Source organism: Flavivirga sp. 57AJ16 (genome assembly GCF_028736925.1).
GTDB lineage: Bacteria > Bacteroidota > Bacteroidia > Flavobacteriales > Flavobacteriaceae > Flavivirga.
This window is the reverse complement of sequence record NZ_JAQZAT010000002.1, coordinates 119,963-137,314: the sequence shown is the minus strand read 5'-3', so window position 1 is coordinate 137,314 and position 17,352 is coordinate 119,963. Positions and strand designations below refer to the sequence as shown.

At 35.1% G+C, this 17,352-nt stretch carries 13 protein-coding genes; 5 read left to right on the top strand and 8 right to left on the bottom strand.

Annotation, left to right across the window (positions count from 1 at the left end; genetic code table 11):
* The first annotated feature begins 29 nt into the window (after window positions 1-29).
* Window positions 30-425: a hypothetical protein gene (locus tag PQO00_RS02925; RefSeq protein ID WP_274183335.1), complete on the top strand. Its 396-nt coding sequence runs from the start codon at window positions 30-32 to the stop codon at window positions 423-425.
* Between the two features lie 1,172 nt (window positions 426-1,597).
* On the opposite strand, the gene PQO00_RS02920 is transcribed toward PQO00_RS02925, so the two are convergent.
* Window positions 1,598-5,035, bottom strand: coding sequence for a methylmalonyl-CoA mutase family protein (locus PQO00_RS02920; protein ID WP_274183334.1), 3,438 nt, complete (start codon window positions 5,033-5,035; stop codon window positions 1,598-1,600).
* Between the two features lie 147 nt (window positions 5,036-5,182).
* On the opposite strand from PQO00_RS02920, the gene purU reads away from it, so the two are divergent.
* Both purU and PQO00_RS02910 read left to right on the top strand, forming a co-directional pair.
* A complete protein-coding gene (gene purU, locus PQO00_RS02915; RefSeq protein ID WP_274183333.1) occupies window positions 5,183-6,037 on the top strand; it encodes a formyltetrahydrofolate deformylase in 855 nt (284 codons plus the stop codon).
* 524 nt (window positions 6,038-6,561) lie between these two features.
* Window positions 6,562-7,269 carry a DUF4197 domain-containing protein gene (locus tag PQO00_RS02910; protein ID WP_274183332.1) on the top strand — a complete coding sequence of 236 codons (708 nt, stop codon included), beginning with the start codon at window positions 6,562-6,564 and terminating at the stop codon, window positions 7,267-7,269.
* Window positions 7,270-7,502: 233 nt separating this feature from the next.
* Here the strand turns inward: PQO00_RS02910 and PQO00_RS02905 are convergent, their stop codons facing one another.
* The gene (locus PQO00_RS02905; RefSeq protein ID WP_274183331.1) at window positions 7,503-7,862 is read right to left on the bottom strand and encodes a hypothetical protein; all 360 of its coding nucleotides are present in this window, start codon (window positions 7,860-7,862) and stop codon (window positions 7,503-7,505) included.
* Window positions 7,863-8,235: 373 nt separating this feature from the next.
* Between PQO00_RS02905 and PQO00_RS02900 the strand changes: the two genes are divergently transcribed.
* Window positions 8,236-8,442 (top strand): Lacal_2735 family protein, encoded by a 207-nt coding sequence (locus PQO00_RS02900; protein WP_274183330.1) that lies wholly within the window; start codon window positions 8,236-8,238, stop codon window positions 8,440-8,442.
* A gap of 67 nt (window positions 8,443-8,509) precedes the next feature.
* Entirely contained in the window at window positions 8,510-8,656 is a 147-nt protein-coding gene (locus PQO00_RS02895; RefSeq protein ID WP_274183329.1) for a hypothetical protein, read from the top strand.
* Here PQO00_RS02895 and PQO00_RS02890 read toward each other — a convergent pair.
* The 6 genes from PQO00_RS02890 to PQO00_RS02865 form a co-directional block, all read right to left on the bottom strand.
* Window positions 8,616-9,431, bottom strand: coding sequence for an ABC transporter substrate-binding protein (locus PQO00_RS02890; protein ID WP_274183328.1), 816 nt, complete (start codon window positions 9,429-9,431; stop codon window positions 8,616-8,618). The two genes, PQO00_RS02895 and PQO00_RS02890, sit on opposite strands and share 41 nt — an antisense overlap.
* A gap of 45 nt (window positions 9,432-9,476) precedes the next feature.
* Window positions 9,477-10,301, bottom strand: a complete 825-nt coding sequence (pyrF, locus tag PQO00_RS02885) for an orotidine-5'-phosphate decarboxylase (RefSeq protein WP_274183327.1) — start codon at window positions 10,299-10,301, stop codon at window positions 9,477-9,479.
* Window positions 10,302-10,391: 90 nt separating this feature from the next.
* Window positions 10,392-11,468 carry a peptide chain release factor 1 gene (gene prfA, locus PQO00_RS02880; RefSeq protein ID WP_274183326.1) on the bottom strand — a complete coding sequence of 359 codons (1,077 nt, stop codon included), beginning with the start codon at window positions 11,466-11,468 and terminating at the stop codon, window positions 10,392-10,394.
* 860 nt (window positions 11,469-12,328) lie between these two features.
* Window positions 12,329-14,884, bottom strand: coding sequence for an adenosylcobalamin-dependent ribonucleoside-diphosphate reductase (locus tag PQO00_RS02875; RefSeq protein WP_274183325.1), 2,556 nt, complete (start codon window positions 14,882-14,884; stop codon window positions 12,329-12,331).
* A 185-nt stretch (window positions 14,885-15,069) separates the two neighbouring features.
* Window positions 15,070-16,044, bottom strand: a complete 975-nt coding sequence (locus tag PQO00_RS02870) for a DUF3078 domain-containing protein (RefSeq protein ID WP_274183324.1) — start codon at window positions 16,042-16,044, stop codon at window positions 15,070-15,072.
* Between the two features lie 78 nt (window positions 16,045-16,122).
* A complete protein-coding gene (locus PQO00_RS02865) occupies window positions 16,123-17,301 on the bottom strand; it encodes an AIR synthase related protein (protein ID WP_274183323.1) in 1,179 nt (392 codons plus the stop codon).
* Between the last annotated feature and the right edge of the window lie 51 nt (window positions 17,302-17,352).

The window sequence follows — 17,352 nt, the reverse complement described above, 5'->3', positions numbered from 1 at the left end:
TTGATAAAAACGCTAAGAAAAAAAAGATTATGTCATCGAATACCCCATTAAATCTATCGGAATTACCGATTTATAAAAAAGCTGTTGAGATTTTTACACTTTCTCAGAACATCTCCATGTATTTAAATCATGATTTATCAGTTTTAAAAAACGATGGCACCGAAGATTCTAACATTTATTTCTCTGGTGATATTGTCCAACAATCCGTATCATTGGCCCCAGAAATTTTAAATGCAGAATTAGAGCGTTGTTCAGACAGAAAACATAAACACATTGCTTCGCTCAAACGGCTTACCAACATGCTTTATAAAAACTCATATCGCTTAGAGCGTTCAAATAGCAACGGTAAGGATTTCTTACCCATTTTACGTAGCGAATTGAAAAAGTTTAAAAAGTTGCAACGTACTTGGTTGTTGACTCTTTAGTGAGCTTAGTTTCACAATACAGAAGTTCCAATATTAGGTATAACTTACTCATCTTTAAATTCATTTCCCTTAATAACTAATGGGTCAATCCCAAAAGTTGTATACGGTATGAAATCATTTATAACAGGACATGTTTAGTTCATAATAGCCACTTCAAGATAAATTCAGATAATCTAATTAACGTGAGTTCGATTTAAAACAAGGGGGTTTTTAACAATAAATTCACTAATAATGCTATTTGTCGCCTTGAGCGCAGTCCGAAAGGACATTAAAACCGTTATTTAAATGGGTTTCGACTGCGCTCAACCTGACAACCAAGGTTAAATGCTGATAATCAGCTTGATAATATTATGCTTACATCGAACTCACGTTAATTATATTGAGAGCGCACCATAAAAACAAAACATCTCTTTCTTCCAATTTTAAGCTTAAAATTGGAATTCATCTCCTCTTAAATTTAAAACAGTACCAGAAAATACCAGCCGGACTTGTTCCTCCCTTTTGAAAAAAAAGGGAGGATAATTTCGACTTTGTCGAAATTTAGGAGGGTTAAAACAGGATAGGTCAACGGCAGGCCTTCTTTTCAGATGGATCAAAACTTTTGCCTAAATACAGCTTTTGAGCATGAACCATAATTTGCCCATCTTTAAATTCATTTCCCTTAATAACTAATGCCAGTTCTTATTTGATATAAGCGACTCACACACTTTTTGCTTGGGCAAAAAGTGGTCGTTAATTCATAGTCCTCTTCAATGAGATCCTTCGGCTCCGCTCAGGATAAGCGATTCACACACTTTTTGCTTGGGCAAAAAGTGGTAATAAACTTATAGTTTCTGTTTATGAGATCCTTCGACTCCGCTCAGGATAAGCGACTCACACACTTTTTGCTTGGGCAAAAAGTGGTAATAAACTTATAGTTTCTGTTTATGAGATCCTTCGACTCCGCTCGGGATAAGCGACTCACACACTTTTTGCTTGGGCAAAAAGTGGTAATAAACTTATAGTTTCTGTTTATGAGATCCCTCGACTCCGCTCAGGATAAGCGACTCACACACTTTTTGCTTGGGCAAAAAGTGGTAATAAACTTATAGTTTCTGTTTATGAGATCCTTCGACTCCGCTCAGGATAAGCGACTCACACACTTTTTGCTTGGGCAAAAAGTGGTTCGCTGCTTACATATTTCGTCTGTACTGCCCGCCTACTTCAAATAACGCACTTGTTATGCCTCCTAATGAACATACTTTACAAACTTCCATTAACGCTTCAAAAATATTTTCGTTGTTAATGGCTTTTGTTTGTAGTTCTTTCAACAATGCTTTTGTATTATTTGCTTTATGAAGGTTTTCCAAAGTTTTTATTTGAAACTGCTTCTCTTCTTCTGTTGCACGAATCACCTCTTTAGGAAGCACTGTTGGTGAGCCTTTAGAGCTTAAAAATGTATTCACGCCAATAATCGGAAAATCACCATTATGCTTTAAGGTTTCGTAATACAAACTTTCTTCTTGAATTTTACTGCGTTGGTACATCGTTTCCATCGCCCCTAAAACGCCGCCTCTTTCAGTAATTCTATCAAATTCAAGCAATACGGCTTCTTCAACTAAATCGGTTAATTCTTCAATAATAAAAGATCCTTGAATGGGGTTTTCATTCTTAGCCAATCCCAATTCTTTATTTATAATAAGCTGAATGGCCATGGCACGACGTACCGATTCTTCTGTTGGTGTTGTAATGGCTTCATCGTATGCATTCGTATGTAACGAGTTACAATTATCGTAAATAGCATATAATGCCTGTAAAGTAGTACGAATATCGTTAAAGTCTATCTCCTGTGCATGTAAACTACGCCCCGAAGTTTGAATATGATATTTAAGCATTTGTGCTCTGGCATTTGCACCGTATTTGTACTTCATGGCTTTCGCCCAAATTTTTCGGGCTACACGACCAATGACTGCATATTCCGGATCGATACCATTAGAAAAAAAGAACGATAGGTTGGGCCCAAATTTATTGATATCCATACCACGACTTAAATAATACTCTACATAAGTAAACCCATTAGAGAGTGTTAAGGCCAACTGTGTAATGGGATTAGCACCTGCTTCGGCAATATGATAGCCAGAAATGGATACCGAATAAAAATTGCGAACATTATTTTCAATAAAATATTCTTGAACATCCCCCATCAATCGTAATGCGAATTCGGTTGAGAAGATACAAGTGTTTTGAGCTTGGTCTTCCTTTAAAATATCAGCTTGTACCGTTCCCCGAACTTGCGCAATGGTTTTTGTTTTAATAGTATTATAAATATCCAATGGTAGTACTTGATCTCCAGTAACTCCCAGTAACATCAATCCTAAACCATTATTACCTTCTGGTAGCTCACCATGATATTTTGGCCGTTCTTTACCTTTATAAATAGTAGCTATTTTAGCTTCAATGTCTTTTTCTAAGCCATTTTCTTTAATATAAATTTCGCATTGCTGATCTATAGCAGCATTCATGAAGAAACCTAATAACATAGGTGCGGGACCATTAATGGTCATACTCACAGAGGTCATAACATCTGCCAGATTAAAACCAGAATACAGTTTTTTGGCATCATCTAAGCAACAAACCGAAACACCTGCATTTCCTATTTTTCCGTAAATATCCGGGCGATGATCTGGATCGTTACCATAAAGCGTCACACTGTCAAATGCAGTCGATAAACGCTTTGCTGGCAGCCCCATACTTACATAATGAAAACGACGGTTGGTACGTTCTGGACCTCCCTCTCCTGCAAACATACGTGCTGGGTCTTCGCCTGTTCTCTTAAAAGGATACAATCCAGAAGCAAAAGGAAACTCCCCTGGAACATTTTCTTGTAAACACCAACGCAAAATATCTCCCCATGCTTGGTATTTAGGCAATGCTACTTTTGGAATTTGAGTATGTGATAAGGATTCTGTATGTGTTTCAATCTTAATGTCCTTATCCCTAACTTTAAATGAATAGATGGGGTTTTTATAGGTATTTACTTTTTCGTCCCAACCTATAATAATCTCCCAATTATAAGGGTCTAGATTTAATTTTACCCTATCGAATTCTGCAATAAGAAGTTTAACAAAACCCTTATTGTCATCCCGAACTCGCTTTTGGACCTCATCATTATTAACACCATGCTTATCAAGTAAAGATTGCTTTGCCTCGCTCGCAATAACATCCAATACAGATTCTAATGTTTTATAAATGCCATAAAGTTTTTGTGCAACTTCAACTTGACCATGGGCTTTTTGATCATAAGCTCGATTCGTTTCTGCTATTTCAGATAAATATCGTGTTCTTGAAGGCGGAATAACAAAAATCTTCTCACTCATTTCATCAGAAATGGTAAATGTCGATTTTAAATCTGCTTCAGCTTTTTCAACCAACAGATCTATAACGGCCTTATAAAGCGTATTCATGCCCGGATCGTTGAATTGGGACGCAATAGTCCCAAAAACCGGCAATTCGTCTTGTGGAATATCCCAAAGATTGTTATTGCGCATGTACTGTTTTTTAACGTCTCGCAAAGCATCTAAAGCACCACGTTTATCAAATTTATTGATAGCTACTAAATCTGCAAAATCCAACATATCGATCTTTTCCAACTGTGTTGCTGCTCCAAACTCAGGAGTCATAACATACAACGATACATCAGAGTGTTCTATAATTTCAGTATCAGATTGCCCAATACCAGAGGTTTCTAAAATAATTAAATCATATTCGGCAGCTTTTAAAACCTCAACAGCTTCATTTACATATTTGGACAAGGCCAAATTAGACTGGCGTGTTGCCAAACTTCGCATATAAACCCGAGGGGAATTAATAGCATTCATACGAATTCTATCCCCTAACAAAGCACCCCCGGTTTTTCTTTTTGAAGGATCAACCGAAACAATACCAACCGTTTTTTTGGGAAAGTCAATTAAAAATCGTCTTACCAATTCGTCCACTAAGCTAGATTTCCCAGCCCCTCCTGTGCCTGTAATCCCTAAAACGGGGGTTTTGGAATTCTTATTTTTAGAATGAATTTTATCCAAAGTATCTTTTGCTACTTCTGGAAAGTTTTCAGCAGAGGAAATAATACGGGCAATAGATTGTGGGTGCTTTTTTTCTAAATGATCGATTTCTCCATTTAAAGTATCTCCAATTGGAAAATCTGATTGCTTGACCAAATCATTAATCATGCCCTGTAATCCCATTTCACGTCCATCATCAGGAGAATAAATACGTGTAATGCCATGCCCCATCAAATCCTTAATTTCTGATGGCAAGATAACACCGCCACCACCGCCAAAAATCTTAATATGACTGGCCTTCTTCTCCTTTAATAAGTCATACATATACTTAAAATACTCATTATGTCCGCCTTGGTAAGAGGTTAAACAAATAGCATTTACATCTTCTTGAATCGCAGTATTTACAACTTCTTCCACACTCCTATCATGTCCCAAGTGAATTACCTCGACACCAGTGGCTTGAATGATTCGGCGCATAATATTTATAGAGGCGTCATGACCGTCAAATAATGATGCGGCAGTTACTATACGTACTTTATATTTGGGTGTGTAAGGTGCTTGTTGTTTCATTCGTAAAGAATCTTGGTTTTAAGTGTTGCAATTTACGAAATATTCAAAAAAATAAGTCATTTACGTAAGATTATATAAAATTATAATAGCAACTATTTCTTATCTATTTTTTAGATTAGTTTTGGAAAGAAATTGATTTTGAGTCCTATGAATAAAATAACACTTTTAATCCATTGTAAAGACCGTTCCAATATTATTGCTTCTGTAACACGCTTTATTGCTGAAGAAGGTGGCAATATTGTTTATATTGACCAACATGTAGATAGAGAGCAGGATATTTTTTTCATGCGTTTAGAAAGTGAATTCAATGATGATTCCTTCTCTCTTGATGGTTTTAAGGAATCATTTAAGAATACATTGGTTAATGGGTTTGAAATGAAGTGGCGTATTTATTCTTCAGAAATTAAACCTAAAATGGCCTTGTTTATTTCTAAATATGACCATTGTTTATATGATTTATTAGGTCGCTACAACTCTGGGGAACTTCATTTGGAAATCCCGTTTATAATAAGTAACCATTTAGATCTAAAACCCATTGCTGATAACTTCAAAATTCCGTTTCATCATATTCCTGTTACAAAAGACACTAGAGAAGAAGCTGAAAACAGGCAACTGGAATTATTAGAGTCACATGATATAAACTTTATAGTTTTAGCAAGATATATGCAAATAGTTTCTGGAAAACTAATCAATAAATACCCAAATAAAATAATAAATATCCATCATTCTTTTCTTCCCGCCTTTGTAGGTGCAAAACCATACCATTCTGCATATAAACGTGGGGTTAAAATAATTGGAGCCACAAGTCACTATGTCACCGAAGAACTTGACGCTGGGCCAATAATCGAACAAGACGTAACACGTGTATCACATGCACATTCTATTCGGGATTTAATAGCTAAAGGGCGTGATTTAGAAAAAATTGTTTTGGCAAATGCTGTTAAATTACACGCCGATAGAAAAGTGATGGTTTACAATAATAAAACGGTCATTTTTTCTTAGGAAATAATATTTAATGTGGATTCCTTAAGCAATTATAACTATTACTGTCGAGAGATTCTTAAATAACCTCAAACTTTCATAGATCTCGACTTTAGCCTATCAAAAGGTTTGACCCGACAGCGCTACAAGCTCCTAAAAATCGATCTGATAACAAGAACATTAGAAACTCAGGTTATAACCTTTTTATAAAGTTGTGACTTTATGTTCTCCTTTTGTGTCTAATAAATAAAAGACATTAAACCAGGATCCCGCTATTTACATGAAAGACACCTTACTCTCTGGGTGTCTTTTTTAGAAAATATAAAAAGGCAAGATGCGTCCCATAATAAAATAAAACCAGAGCCCAGATTTTATTTTTCATCTGTACAAGCTATATGCTAAATTATTTTTACCCTATTTTAAGATCTAAAACATATATTTGTCATATCAATTCTGATTTAAAATGGTTCAAATTAAAACACAAAAGCTCCATTAGTGAGTAATTTTAAGTTAGAAATGGTATTAAACATATAAAAATCAAAACTATGATTCGTAAATTTTTAGCATTTGTCTTCATTTTTAATCTCACTGCATGTGCAGAATTACAACAAGTCGTTAATCAATTACCTCAAGGTGGCGGTATTATCGGTAATGCGGAAATTGCTTCTGGATTAAGACAGGCATTGGATTTTGGAATAGACAAGCAGGTTACAAAACTGACACAAACTGACGGCTTTTTTAAAAATGAACTAGTAAAAATACTATTACCTCAAGAATTACATAAAGTTGATAAAGCGCTTAGGGATGTTGGTCTAAGCAAACTAGCCGACGAAGGTTTAAAAGTACTTAATAGAGCTGCCGAAGACGCAGTAAAAGAAGCAACACCTATTTTTGTTGATGCAGTTAAAGGGATTACATTCACAGATGCTAAAAATATTCTACTTGGTAATAATGATGCAGCAACTCAATATTTAAACAGTAAAACCCATACAGCTCTATACAATAAATTTAGCCCTGTTATAAATAACTCATTTAGTAAGGTTGGAGCAGATAAAATTTGGAGCAACTTAATCAATAAATACAATAACCTTCCTTTTACCAATAATGTGAACCCAGATTTAACCGACTATGTTACCGGTGAAGCTTTAAAAGGTGTATTTACCATGATTGCTATTGAAGAAACAGAAATCCGAACTAAACTGTCTTCAAGAACGACAGATTTATTGAAAAAAGTCTTTGCCTTACAGGATTAAATGAGTTTGGATTGACGATTTTGGATTGACGATTTTGGATTGACGATTTTAGATTGACGATTTTGGATTGACGATTTTGGATTGACGATTTTGGATTGACGATTTTGGATTGACGATTTTGGATTGACGATTTTGGATTGACGAATTGGGCCCTCGGTCTCCCGTCTCCCGTCTCCCGTCTTTAAAACTATTGTTTTCTGTATAGCCCATCAAAGGCTACGGTAATATCTTTATTATTGGTAACGGTTTCCCAATATTGCCTTATTTAAAGTCCATGTAATACGATGATAAAACGGGTTTCCATCTTTATTAACAGCTTCATCTGTTTTTAAAATCATCTGGTTACCGACTCTATGGCCTTTTAGATGTGAGCTTCCCCCCTGGTTATCAATCCAAATTTGTTCCCATTGCTTTGTAACATTGTTATAAAAATTATGACTTGTTCCAGTAAATTTTCCTTTAGAGCTTGTCCTATTTTCTCTCAAAGCACAATGATCCTGAATTTTATCAATCACATTTTTACCTACAATTTCACCCTCTGCATTGGTAACCGTCCAGGCACCTACCCAAAAGTCAAATTCATTATACAACATTTACAACTAGCTTCTTGGGCTCTATTCGAAAATGAAAACAATAAGATAAAAAAACACTTAAGAGCAACTTCATGATCAACGGTTTTTGTTAGTTCTCTAAAATTATTGATTTTTTTATAACCAGCAAGTCAAATAAAATAATTTCCTGAAACGAACTATCCTTAAAGCAGAGCCATAGAGGCGTGCCGCCCGTTTTGTACCCAATCCCTGCCTTGCTGGCAGACCCCAGGCAAGGTCTCGAGGAATTCTTTTCGATTAACAAATATATAACTACCTGAAAATGAAAAACATTTTCAAGAAATAGTTAGCATATTCTTTTTAATTTCTAAATAAATAATGTATATTAGTTATTTTCTATCCCGTGGGAAAATACATGGAAAAAATAGATAACATACAAATTCATCAGAGAAAACTCAATCAGCGTTATAAAGAACTTATTGAGCAGGCTTATAATTTTCGCCAAACAGATTCTGCTTTAAGTGATATTTCAGAATATCGTGCCCTCAAACTACTTGATAAACTTAACAAGTTGACATACTTATCCAGAGAATGCCCTAACCAGCTTCTATACAAAATTTAGCTATTCCTTAACTTTTTTATTACATCCAAAACATACTATTTCTCGTACTTTATAAAAAAAACAAGTTATGAGTACACATTTTTGTAGAGTTGGTAAAATAAAGCCAAACTTAAATAAGCTAATTAGCTTAAAAGAATTAGAAAATAAAATTGCGAACTTTGTAGAAGACGCCACTAAAGTTGATTATTCTCAAGACTTAGGCGCAAGTTTTTAAAATATTTAAAAGCTTTCGTTAACCTGGAACCATACCAGGAAAACATCTCTCCATCTACTAATACAATAGTTGCGTTGGGATAAAACTCTTGTACGTCTCTCCTATGGGGCTCTTTAAACGGATAAGGCTCACTAGATAAAAGCACACTATTTACATCTTTATTAACAGTCGATTCGTTAAGCACTATCTCTGGATAACGACTCTCCTTCTTAAAAACATTTTCAAACTTATTAAGCTTCAATAAATAATTAATAAACGTATTATTTGCAGCAACCATCCATGGGGATTTCCATATAAAATAAACTACTTTTAAACTTGGCTTATTTTTAATGAACGCATTAAAACCCTCTAGCTCCTTTTTAATAGTATTGGTTATTGTTAAAGCTTCTTTTGTTTTATTAAAAATCTCGCCGTATTGATGAATTAATTCCAAACTATCATCAACGGTAAAGATATCTGAAATGTGCACATTACAAATGGTCTCACAGGCTTCAACAAGTTCTTTGGTATTCTCCTCTTTATTACAAAGAATAATGTCAGGTTGCAACGCTTTGATTTTCTCTAAATGAATTTGTTTTGTACCACCAACAACATTGGTATTTGCCCTAATATGATGCGGATGAACACAAAATTTGGTGACACCAATAAGCGCGCTTTCTAAACCCAAATCACATAATAATTCGGTTTGACTTGGTACTAACGAAACGATACGCTTTGGGTTTTCCTTTAAATGAATATACCTGTTTAATTGATCTTTTATTGTTTTAGATTCCATTATTGGGAAGAAAATTTACAATTTTCTGAAGTAATAGTAGAAAAGCTACCCAGTATAACGCACCAACTCAATTTCCATATCTCGTTGAAGTTCTTGGGCTTTTATAGCAGCAGCTTGGGCAAAATCACCTTCTTTAGAGGCATAAATAATACCACGGGAGGAATTAATAAGTAAGCCAACCTGGCCATTCATACCATATTTACAAACATCTTGCAAATTACCCCCTTGTGCACCTACTCCCGGCACTAACAAAAAGCGATCTGGAATAATCTGTCTGATATCTGCTAAATATTCTGCTTTGGTAGCACCCACAACATACATTAAATTTTCTGAATGTTCCCAGACTTTGGAAGTCTCTAAAACTTGTTTATATAATTCTTTTCCATCAACTGTTTTTGTTTGAAAATCAAAAGCTCCCTGGTTGGATGTTAAAGCTAAAAGTATGGTGTGCTTATTTTCAAAAGCCAAAAATGGCTCAACCGAATCTTTGCCCATATAAGGAGCGACAGTGACGGAATCAAAAGCTAGATCTTCAAAAAAGGCTTTGGCATACATCGTACTGGTATTCCCTATATCGCCTCGCTTGGCATCGGCAATAGTGAAAATCTCTGGATGCTTTTCGTTTAAATAATGAATGGTTCTTTCTAACGCTCTCCAACCTTTTAAACCATAGGCCTCATAAAACGCCGTATTGGGCTTATAAGCGACACATACATGATGTGTTGCATCAATAATCGCTTTATTAAAAGCAAAAATAGGGTCTTCTTCTTTTAAAAGATGTGATGGTATTTTATTTAAATCAACATCTAATCCTATACATAAAAAGGATTTCTTTTTTTTGATTTCCTGAACGAGTTGGTTTGTTGTCACTTAGGCTATTTTGTCATTCCTGCGAAGGCAGGAATCTTTTGATTGAACTAAATTAATTTTAAATAGATTCCTGCCTTCGCAGGAATGAAATTAAATCACATCATCACTAGCTTTTAACTTTTCAGTATTTTCAGCTAACATCAATTCATCAATTATCTTCTGGATATCCCCATTTACAATATTACTCAAGTCGTAAAGCGTTAAACCAATTCTATGGTCTGTTACACGTCCTTGGGGATAATTATAGGTTCGAATCTTAGCACTTCTATCACCCGATGATACCATGCTACCACGTTTTGCAGCATCTTCTTCCTGCTTTTTTGCCAACTCTAAATCGTATAAACGAGAACGTAGTACCTTAAAAGCTTTCTCTTTATTTTTATGCTGCGATTTTTGATCTTGACATTGCGCAACTAATCCTGTTGGGATATGCGTTAAACGCACCGCCGAATAGGTCGTGTTTACAGATTGACCTCCCGGACCTGAAGAACAGAAAAAATCTATTCTTACTTCCTTTGGGTTAATCTCTACATCGAACTCTTCAGCTTCCGGAAATACCATCACCGTTGCTGCACTTGTATGCACACGCCCCTGAGTTTCTGTTTGTGGCACACGTTGCACACGATGTACCCCAGCTTCAAACTTTAAAGTGCCGTAAACATCTTCACCACTTACTTCAAACTGAATTTCCTTAAAGCCACCATTGGTCCCTTCGCTAAAATCTACAGTGTCTACTCGCCACCCTTTACTTTCACAATATTTAGTGTACATTCTAAATAAATCACCTGCAAAAATACTGGCTTCATCCCCACCAGTTCCCGCACGTAATTCAACGACCGCGTTTTTAGAATCTTCCGGGTCTTTTGGTATTAAAAGAACTTTTATTTCTTCTTCTAACTTAGGAATCCCTTCTTTGGCTTCATCATACTGCATTTTAGCCATCTCAACCATTTCAGCATCACTTCCATCGGCAATTATAGATTCGGCTTCCTTTAAATTATCTGTAAGTTCTATATATGAAGCTCGCTTTTCCATAAGGATTCGCAAGTCTTTATATTCTCTGTTAAGTTCTACATAACGCTTTTGATCTGTGATTATATCGGGTTGAATAATCAAATCACTAACCTCATCAAAACGCTGTTTTACTATTTGTAATTTCTCTAACATCTACCTTTTTAATTGGGAATCAAAAATACGATAATTTATGAATTTTTAGTACGAATACACCCATCTATTCATCATTAGATTAGAATAATATGTAACTTCCAACGTTTCTAATCATATATATGAATCAATTATTTTCCATATTCGTTTTTTACAGGCCTTTTATTTTTTGGTCTTTTGGTTTAAATATTATTTTTTCATTTCTAAAATATGATATCGTTCCCATTCTTATTGTTAAACTATTATTGGTATTTTTCCTATGGTTTTTTATAAATGAAACAAATGCAAAACGAAAACTGGTATTTTACAAAAATATCGGCATTTCTACTTTCAAGTTGTTTTCATTATTATTTATGATTGATTTATTTTTAAGCATTCCCTTTCTTTTGCTTCTTAAGGAATTTGTATGATTTATCCTCCCTTTTGAAAACTACCGTGAGTACACATCTTTAAAAAAGACACGAATGGCACAAATTCACACGAATCCAATACTTTATGGTATAGATTGGACATAGTATGAATAATAATCCCTAGGCAATATAGGCTTGAAAACCTGTCAATAGACTGAATAATTAGTGTGAATTTGTGCCATTCGTGTCCAATCTTTTTATTGTGCTTTATTTGTGTACTCACGGGAGTTGCTAAAAAGGGAGGAGCTCGTCTGATTTATATTTTCGAGTGCTATTTTTAATTTTGATATCATTTTAATCAACACAGGTTGTACCTATTCAAAACTAAAAAAGTGTCACAGCGAGTACAGTGAAAACGTTTTTTTCAAATTTAGATATTAAAAGTTCTCGACTGAGCTCGAACAGAAAACTATGTACTTTTAGGCAGCTTTTTTTAATTGTACACGCTAGGCATTAGCCACATTTTGAAGACCCGCAATCCTTACAGGTTAAACAGCCTTCTTGATAGATTAAATTTCCCGATTTACAGGAATCACACTTCTGCCCTTTAGCCTCCGTACCATCTTCTACGTAACGTTTTAATGCACGGCCTACGCCATTTTTCCATGTATTAATAGACTCGGTATCCAGTTGCAAGCTATTAATTAAATCAACAATTTTATCAATCGGCATCCCATGACGAAGCGTGCTGGAAATAAGTTTTGCATAGTTCCAATATTCAGGATTAAATTTATGGGACAGGCCTTCTATGGTCGTTTTATACCCTCTTTTATTTTCATATTGAAAATCGTAACGAGACGTACCATCATCGTTCCTGTTCTTTATTATCAACCCACTGTTTACCCAACGAGGAATTAAAATACCATCTTCATCGTCTGTTAAACCTGTAAAAATCTCATAGGGCTTCTCATCAATGATCCCAATAAAAGCAATCCATTTCTCTTTATTATTTTGAAAACGAACCACATCGGCCTCCAGTACTTGAGGGCGTTTTACAGGAAATGCCGTTAATGAATCTTTGCTTTTCTCCTCTTTTTTATTATCATTGGAAATTAATACGCCAGAACGAGAACCATCCCTATAAACGGTAACCCCTTTACAACCAGATTCCCAGGCTTTTAAATATAATTCTCCTACTAAATCTTCAGAAACATCATGAGGCAAATTAATGGTAACGCTTATGGAATGATCTACCCATTTTTGAATAGCCCCTTGCATACTTACTTTACTTAGCCAATCCACATCATTTGAAGTCGCTTTATAGTATGGAGACTGCTTTATTAAATCATTTAACTCATCTTGAGAGAAATTTTTAGAGGTATCAATGCCATTGACTTCCATCCACTGCTTAAATCTGTGATGAAAAACAACATATTCTTCCCAAGAATCACCAACTTCATCAACAAAATCAACGCGGGCTTCTTTATCGTTTGGATTAACCTTTCTTCTTCGCTTATAGACCGGTAAGAATACAGGTTCTATACCAGAAGTTGTTTGCGTCATTAAACTTGTTGTACCAGTTGGAGCTATGGTTAGTAAAGCAATATTTCGTCTACCATATTCCAGCATTTCATAATACAGTTTATTATCTGCATCTTTTAAGCGTTGGATAAATGGATTATTTTTTTCACGCGCTGCATCAAAAATAGAAAAAGCACCTCGTTCTTTTGCTAAATGCACCGATGCTCTATATGCTTCTATAGCAATTGTTTTATGGATTTCCAATGAAAAAGCATTACCTTCTTCACTCCCGTATTGAATACCTAATGCAGCTAACATATCCCCTTCTGCCGTAATACCAATACCTGTTCTACGTCCTTCTTCTGCTTTTTGCTTTATATTAATCCACAAATTACGTTCTGGCATTTTCACCTCGCTCAACTCTGGGTCTGCATCGATTTTCTGTAAAATAGCATCAATTTTTTCTAACTCCAAATCAATGATATCATCCATAATACGCTGAGCTGCTTTAATATGTTTTTTGAATAAAGAGAAATTAAACTTAGCGTGTTTTGTAAAAGGGTTTTCTACATAAGAAAATAAATTTATAGCCAATAGCCTACAGGAATCATAAGGACACAAAGGAATTTCCCCACATGGATTTGTAGATACTGTTTTGTACCCCAAATCGGCATAGCAATCCGGAACAGACTCCTTTATTATAGTATCCCAAAATAGAATGCCTGGTTCGGCAGACCTCCAAGCATTATGTACAATTTTTTTCCATAGATCATTTGCCTTTATTGTTTTGGAAACTTTAGGGTTTGCACTAAAAACCGGATACTTTTGAACATAATCGGCACCAGTTTTCACCGCTTCCATAAAATCATTATCTATTCTAACCGATACATTTGCACCTGTAACTTTGCCCTGCTCCAACTTGGCATCAATAAAATCTTCTGAATCTGGATGGTTGATGGAAACAGATAGCATCAAGGCGCCTCGTCTACCATCTTGTGCAACTTCTCTGGTGGAATTAGAGTAACGCTCCATAAAAGGAACGATACCTGTGGATGTTAATGCAGAGTTTTTAACCATGGAGCCTTTTGGTCGAATATGGGACAGATCGTGCCCAACGCCTCCCCTACGCTTCATAAGCTGCACTTGCTCTTGGTCAATTTTCATGATACCTCCGTACGAATCTGATTCTCCTGAATTACCAATTACAAAACAATTTGAAAGGGATGCTATTTGAAACGGGTTCCCTATTCCTGCCATCGGGCTCCCTTGTGGCACTATGTATTTAAAATCTTTAATGAGATTAAAAATAGCATCAACAGATAATGGATTTGCATATTTTTTTTCAACTCTTGCTAACTCGTTAGCAATTCGAAGATGCATATCATTTGGAGTTAACTCATAAATGTTTCCTTGAGAATCTTTAAGCGCGTATTTATTTAACCATACGCGTGCGGCTAAATCGTCATTTTTAAAATATGCTAATGTGGCTTTAAGGGCTTGATCTTGAGAGTACGTTTTTGGCTGTTTTATTGTCTCATTGTCGTTCATTGGTAAGCTGCTTTTTTGGATTATTTAATTAAAACATAAATAAACCACAAATATACAACTTAAAATATGACAAAAATCATAAAGTTTACAAGTAAAACGTATTAATCAATTGATAATAAGTGTTTTAATTATTTATCAACATTAAAAAGTTAACAAATTTTTGAAATAAAAAAGATAAACCTATGTTAAAAATCGACAGCAAACCCAACTCCTAAAATCTGTTTCCACTGCACCTTAGCACCAGCTTCATCAAACTCCCCTTCAACATCCGAAGGCTCCTTCGTTTTTACATCATCATCATATTTTAAATGAGAGCCCAAGTTAGCCCTTATAAAACTATTTACTTTAAAATTAAAATCTATCTTCCAATCTAAATCTACATTTCCAAAATTATTCACATAATCAGAATATAAACTCACAACATGTTTCAGGTTAACATTATTAGCTACTTCCATTTCATAACTATTGGTCATCAAAATACCAACCTCTTTTCTTACGTGATCTCCTGGCGTAATAACATTTCCATCCGCATCCAAAACCGCAGGAGCAACTCCAAAAGAACCGGCATTGGCCAAATCTTCATCCAGTACAAAAGTGGCTTTTAAAGTTAATGGAGAAAAGTAAAACGACAATTCTTCGATATCTTTCCCATACTCCATTCCACCACCAAAGAACAAATATCCGGGGGCTAATAATCTGGAAATTGGGGTATCTTTATTTGGATAGTGATAACCATTTGTAAGCTGGGTTTTAAAATTAAGTCTTGCAGAATAAAACCAGTTTGATTTCTCGTCTGGCTTATAACCTAAATTTGAGGTAAGCTCAAATAAATCATCCGTTTTTCTTAGTTCTCTGGCTTGCTGTTTATTTATCCCATAACGCAAGGACACATCATTTCTCCATGAAAAATATTTGTCTTTATAATTTGCAGAAGATTGCACGCCGAAGAGTCCGGATATTGAATTACTACCACCAGAATTCCAATTAACAAATGAAACTTCGCTTAAATCTACGGTAGCTTTATTTTTTTGAATCCATTCTGGACGTTCCATCTTTTTTTCGGCCTTTTTTTCAGTGTTCTTTTGTAAAAAAAGGGAGTCTGGTTGTGCTGAAATTAATTGAAAAAAGAAACAAAGGGAGACAAAGAATACGTTTTTCATGCTTTATAACTAAGGTTGATTATACAAATTAAAATTCTCAATCAATAATCATTCCATTTTAATAGTGAACAAAAAAGTTTAGTAATTAAAGACGCCAAATTCAGATTTTATCGTCAATTTTTTTGTTTTTGAAGCTTTCACCCTACCAATTATTTTTGCGTCGACATGAAACGATTTAGAAATAGCTATAATAGTCTCGGCAACTTCTGGAGTTACATATAATTCCATTCTGTGGCCACAATTAAACACTTGGTACATTTCTTTCCAATCTGTTTTAGATTGCTTTTGAATGAGTTTAAATAATGGTGGCATTGGAAACATCCGATCCTTTATTATATGAAACTCATCTACAAAATGAAGCACCTTCGTTTGAGCACCTCCACTGCAATGAACCATACCATGAATAGTTTCGCTATTAAATTCTGATAATATTTTTTTAATGATCGGCGCATATGTTCTTGTTGGAGATAAGACCAGTTTACCTGCATCTATTGGAGCGCCCTCAACAGCATCGGTCAATTTCACACCTCCAGAATACACTAAATCTTCAGGAACGGATGCATCAAAACTTTCAGGATATTTTTCCGCCAGATACTTACTAAAAACATCATGTCGGGCAGAGGTCAAGCCATTGCTCCCCATCCCTCCGTTATACGCTTTCTCATAAGTTGCTTGTCCAAAAGATTCTAAACCAACTATGACATCACCAGCCTTAATATTTGCATTGTCAATAACATCATCTCGTTTCATTCTTGCTGTTACTGTAGAATCCACGATAATAGTTCTTACTAAATCCCCAACATCGGCTGTTTCACCACCCGTAGAATGAATGGTTACACCATACGATTTTAAGTCCTCAAGTAATTCTTCCGTACCATTGATAATGGCAGAGATCACCTCACCCGGAATCAAATTTTTATTTCTTCCAATGGTTGAAGACAACATAATATTATCGGTTGCACCAACACATAATAGATCATCAATATTCATTATTAAAGCATCTTGGGCAATCCCTTTCCAAACCGAAACATCTCCTGTTTCTTTCCAATACATATAAGCCAAGGATGATTTTGTTCCAGCACCATCTGCATGCATAATCAAGCAATAATCATCATCATTTGTTAGGTAATCGGGCACTATCTTACAAAATGCTTTTGGAAACAATCCTTTATCTATATTTTTTATAGCATTATGTACATCTTCTTTTGATGCGGAAACCCCACGTTGTGCGTATCGTTTAGAAACTTCTTGACTCATAATATTTTATTGTGGTGCAAAAGTAAAGGAATATTTTAAAATTAACCATCC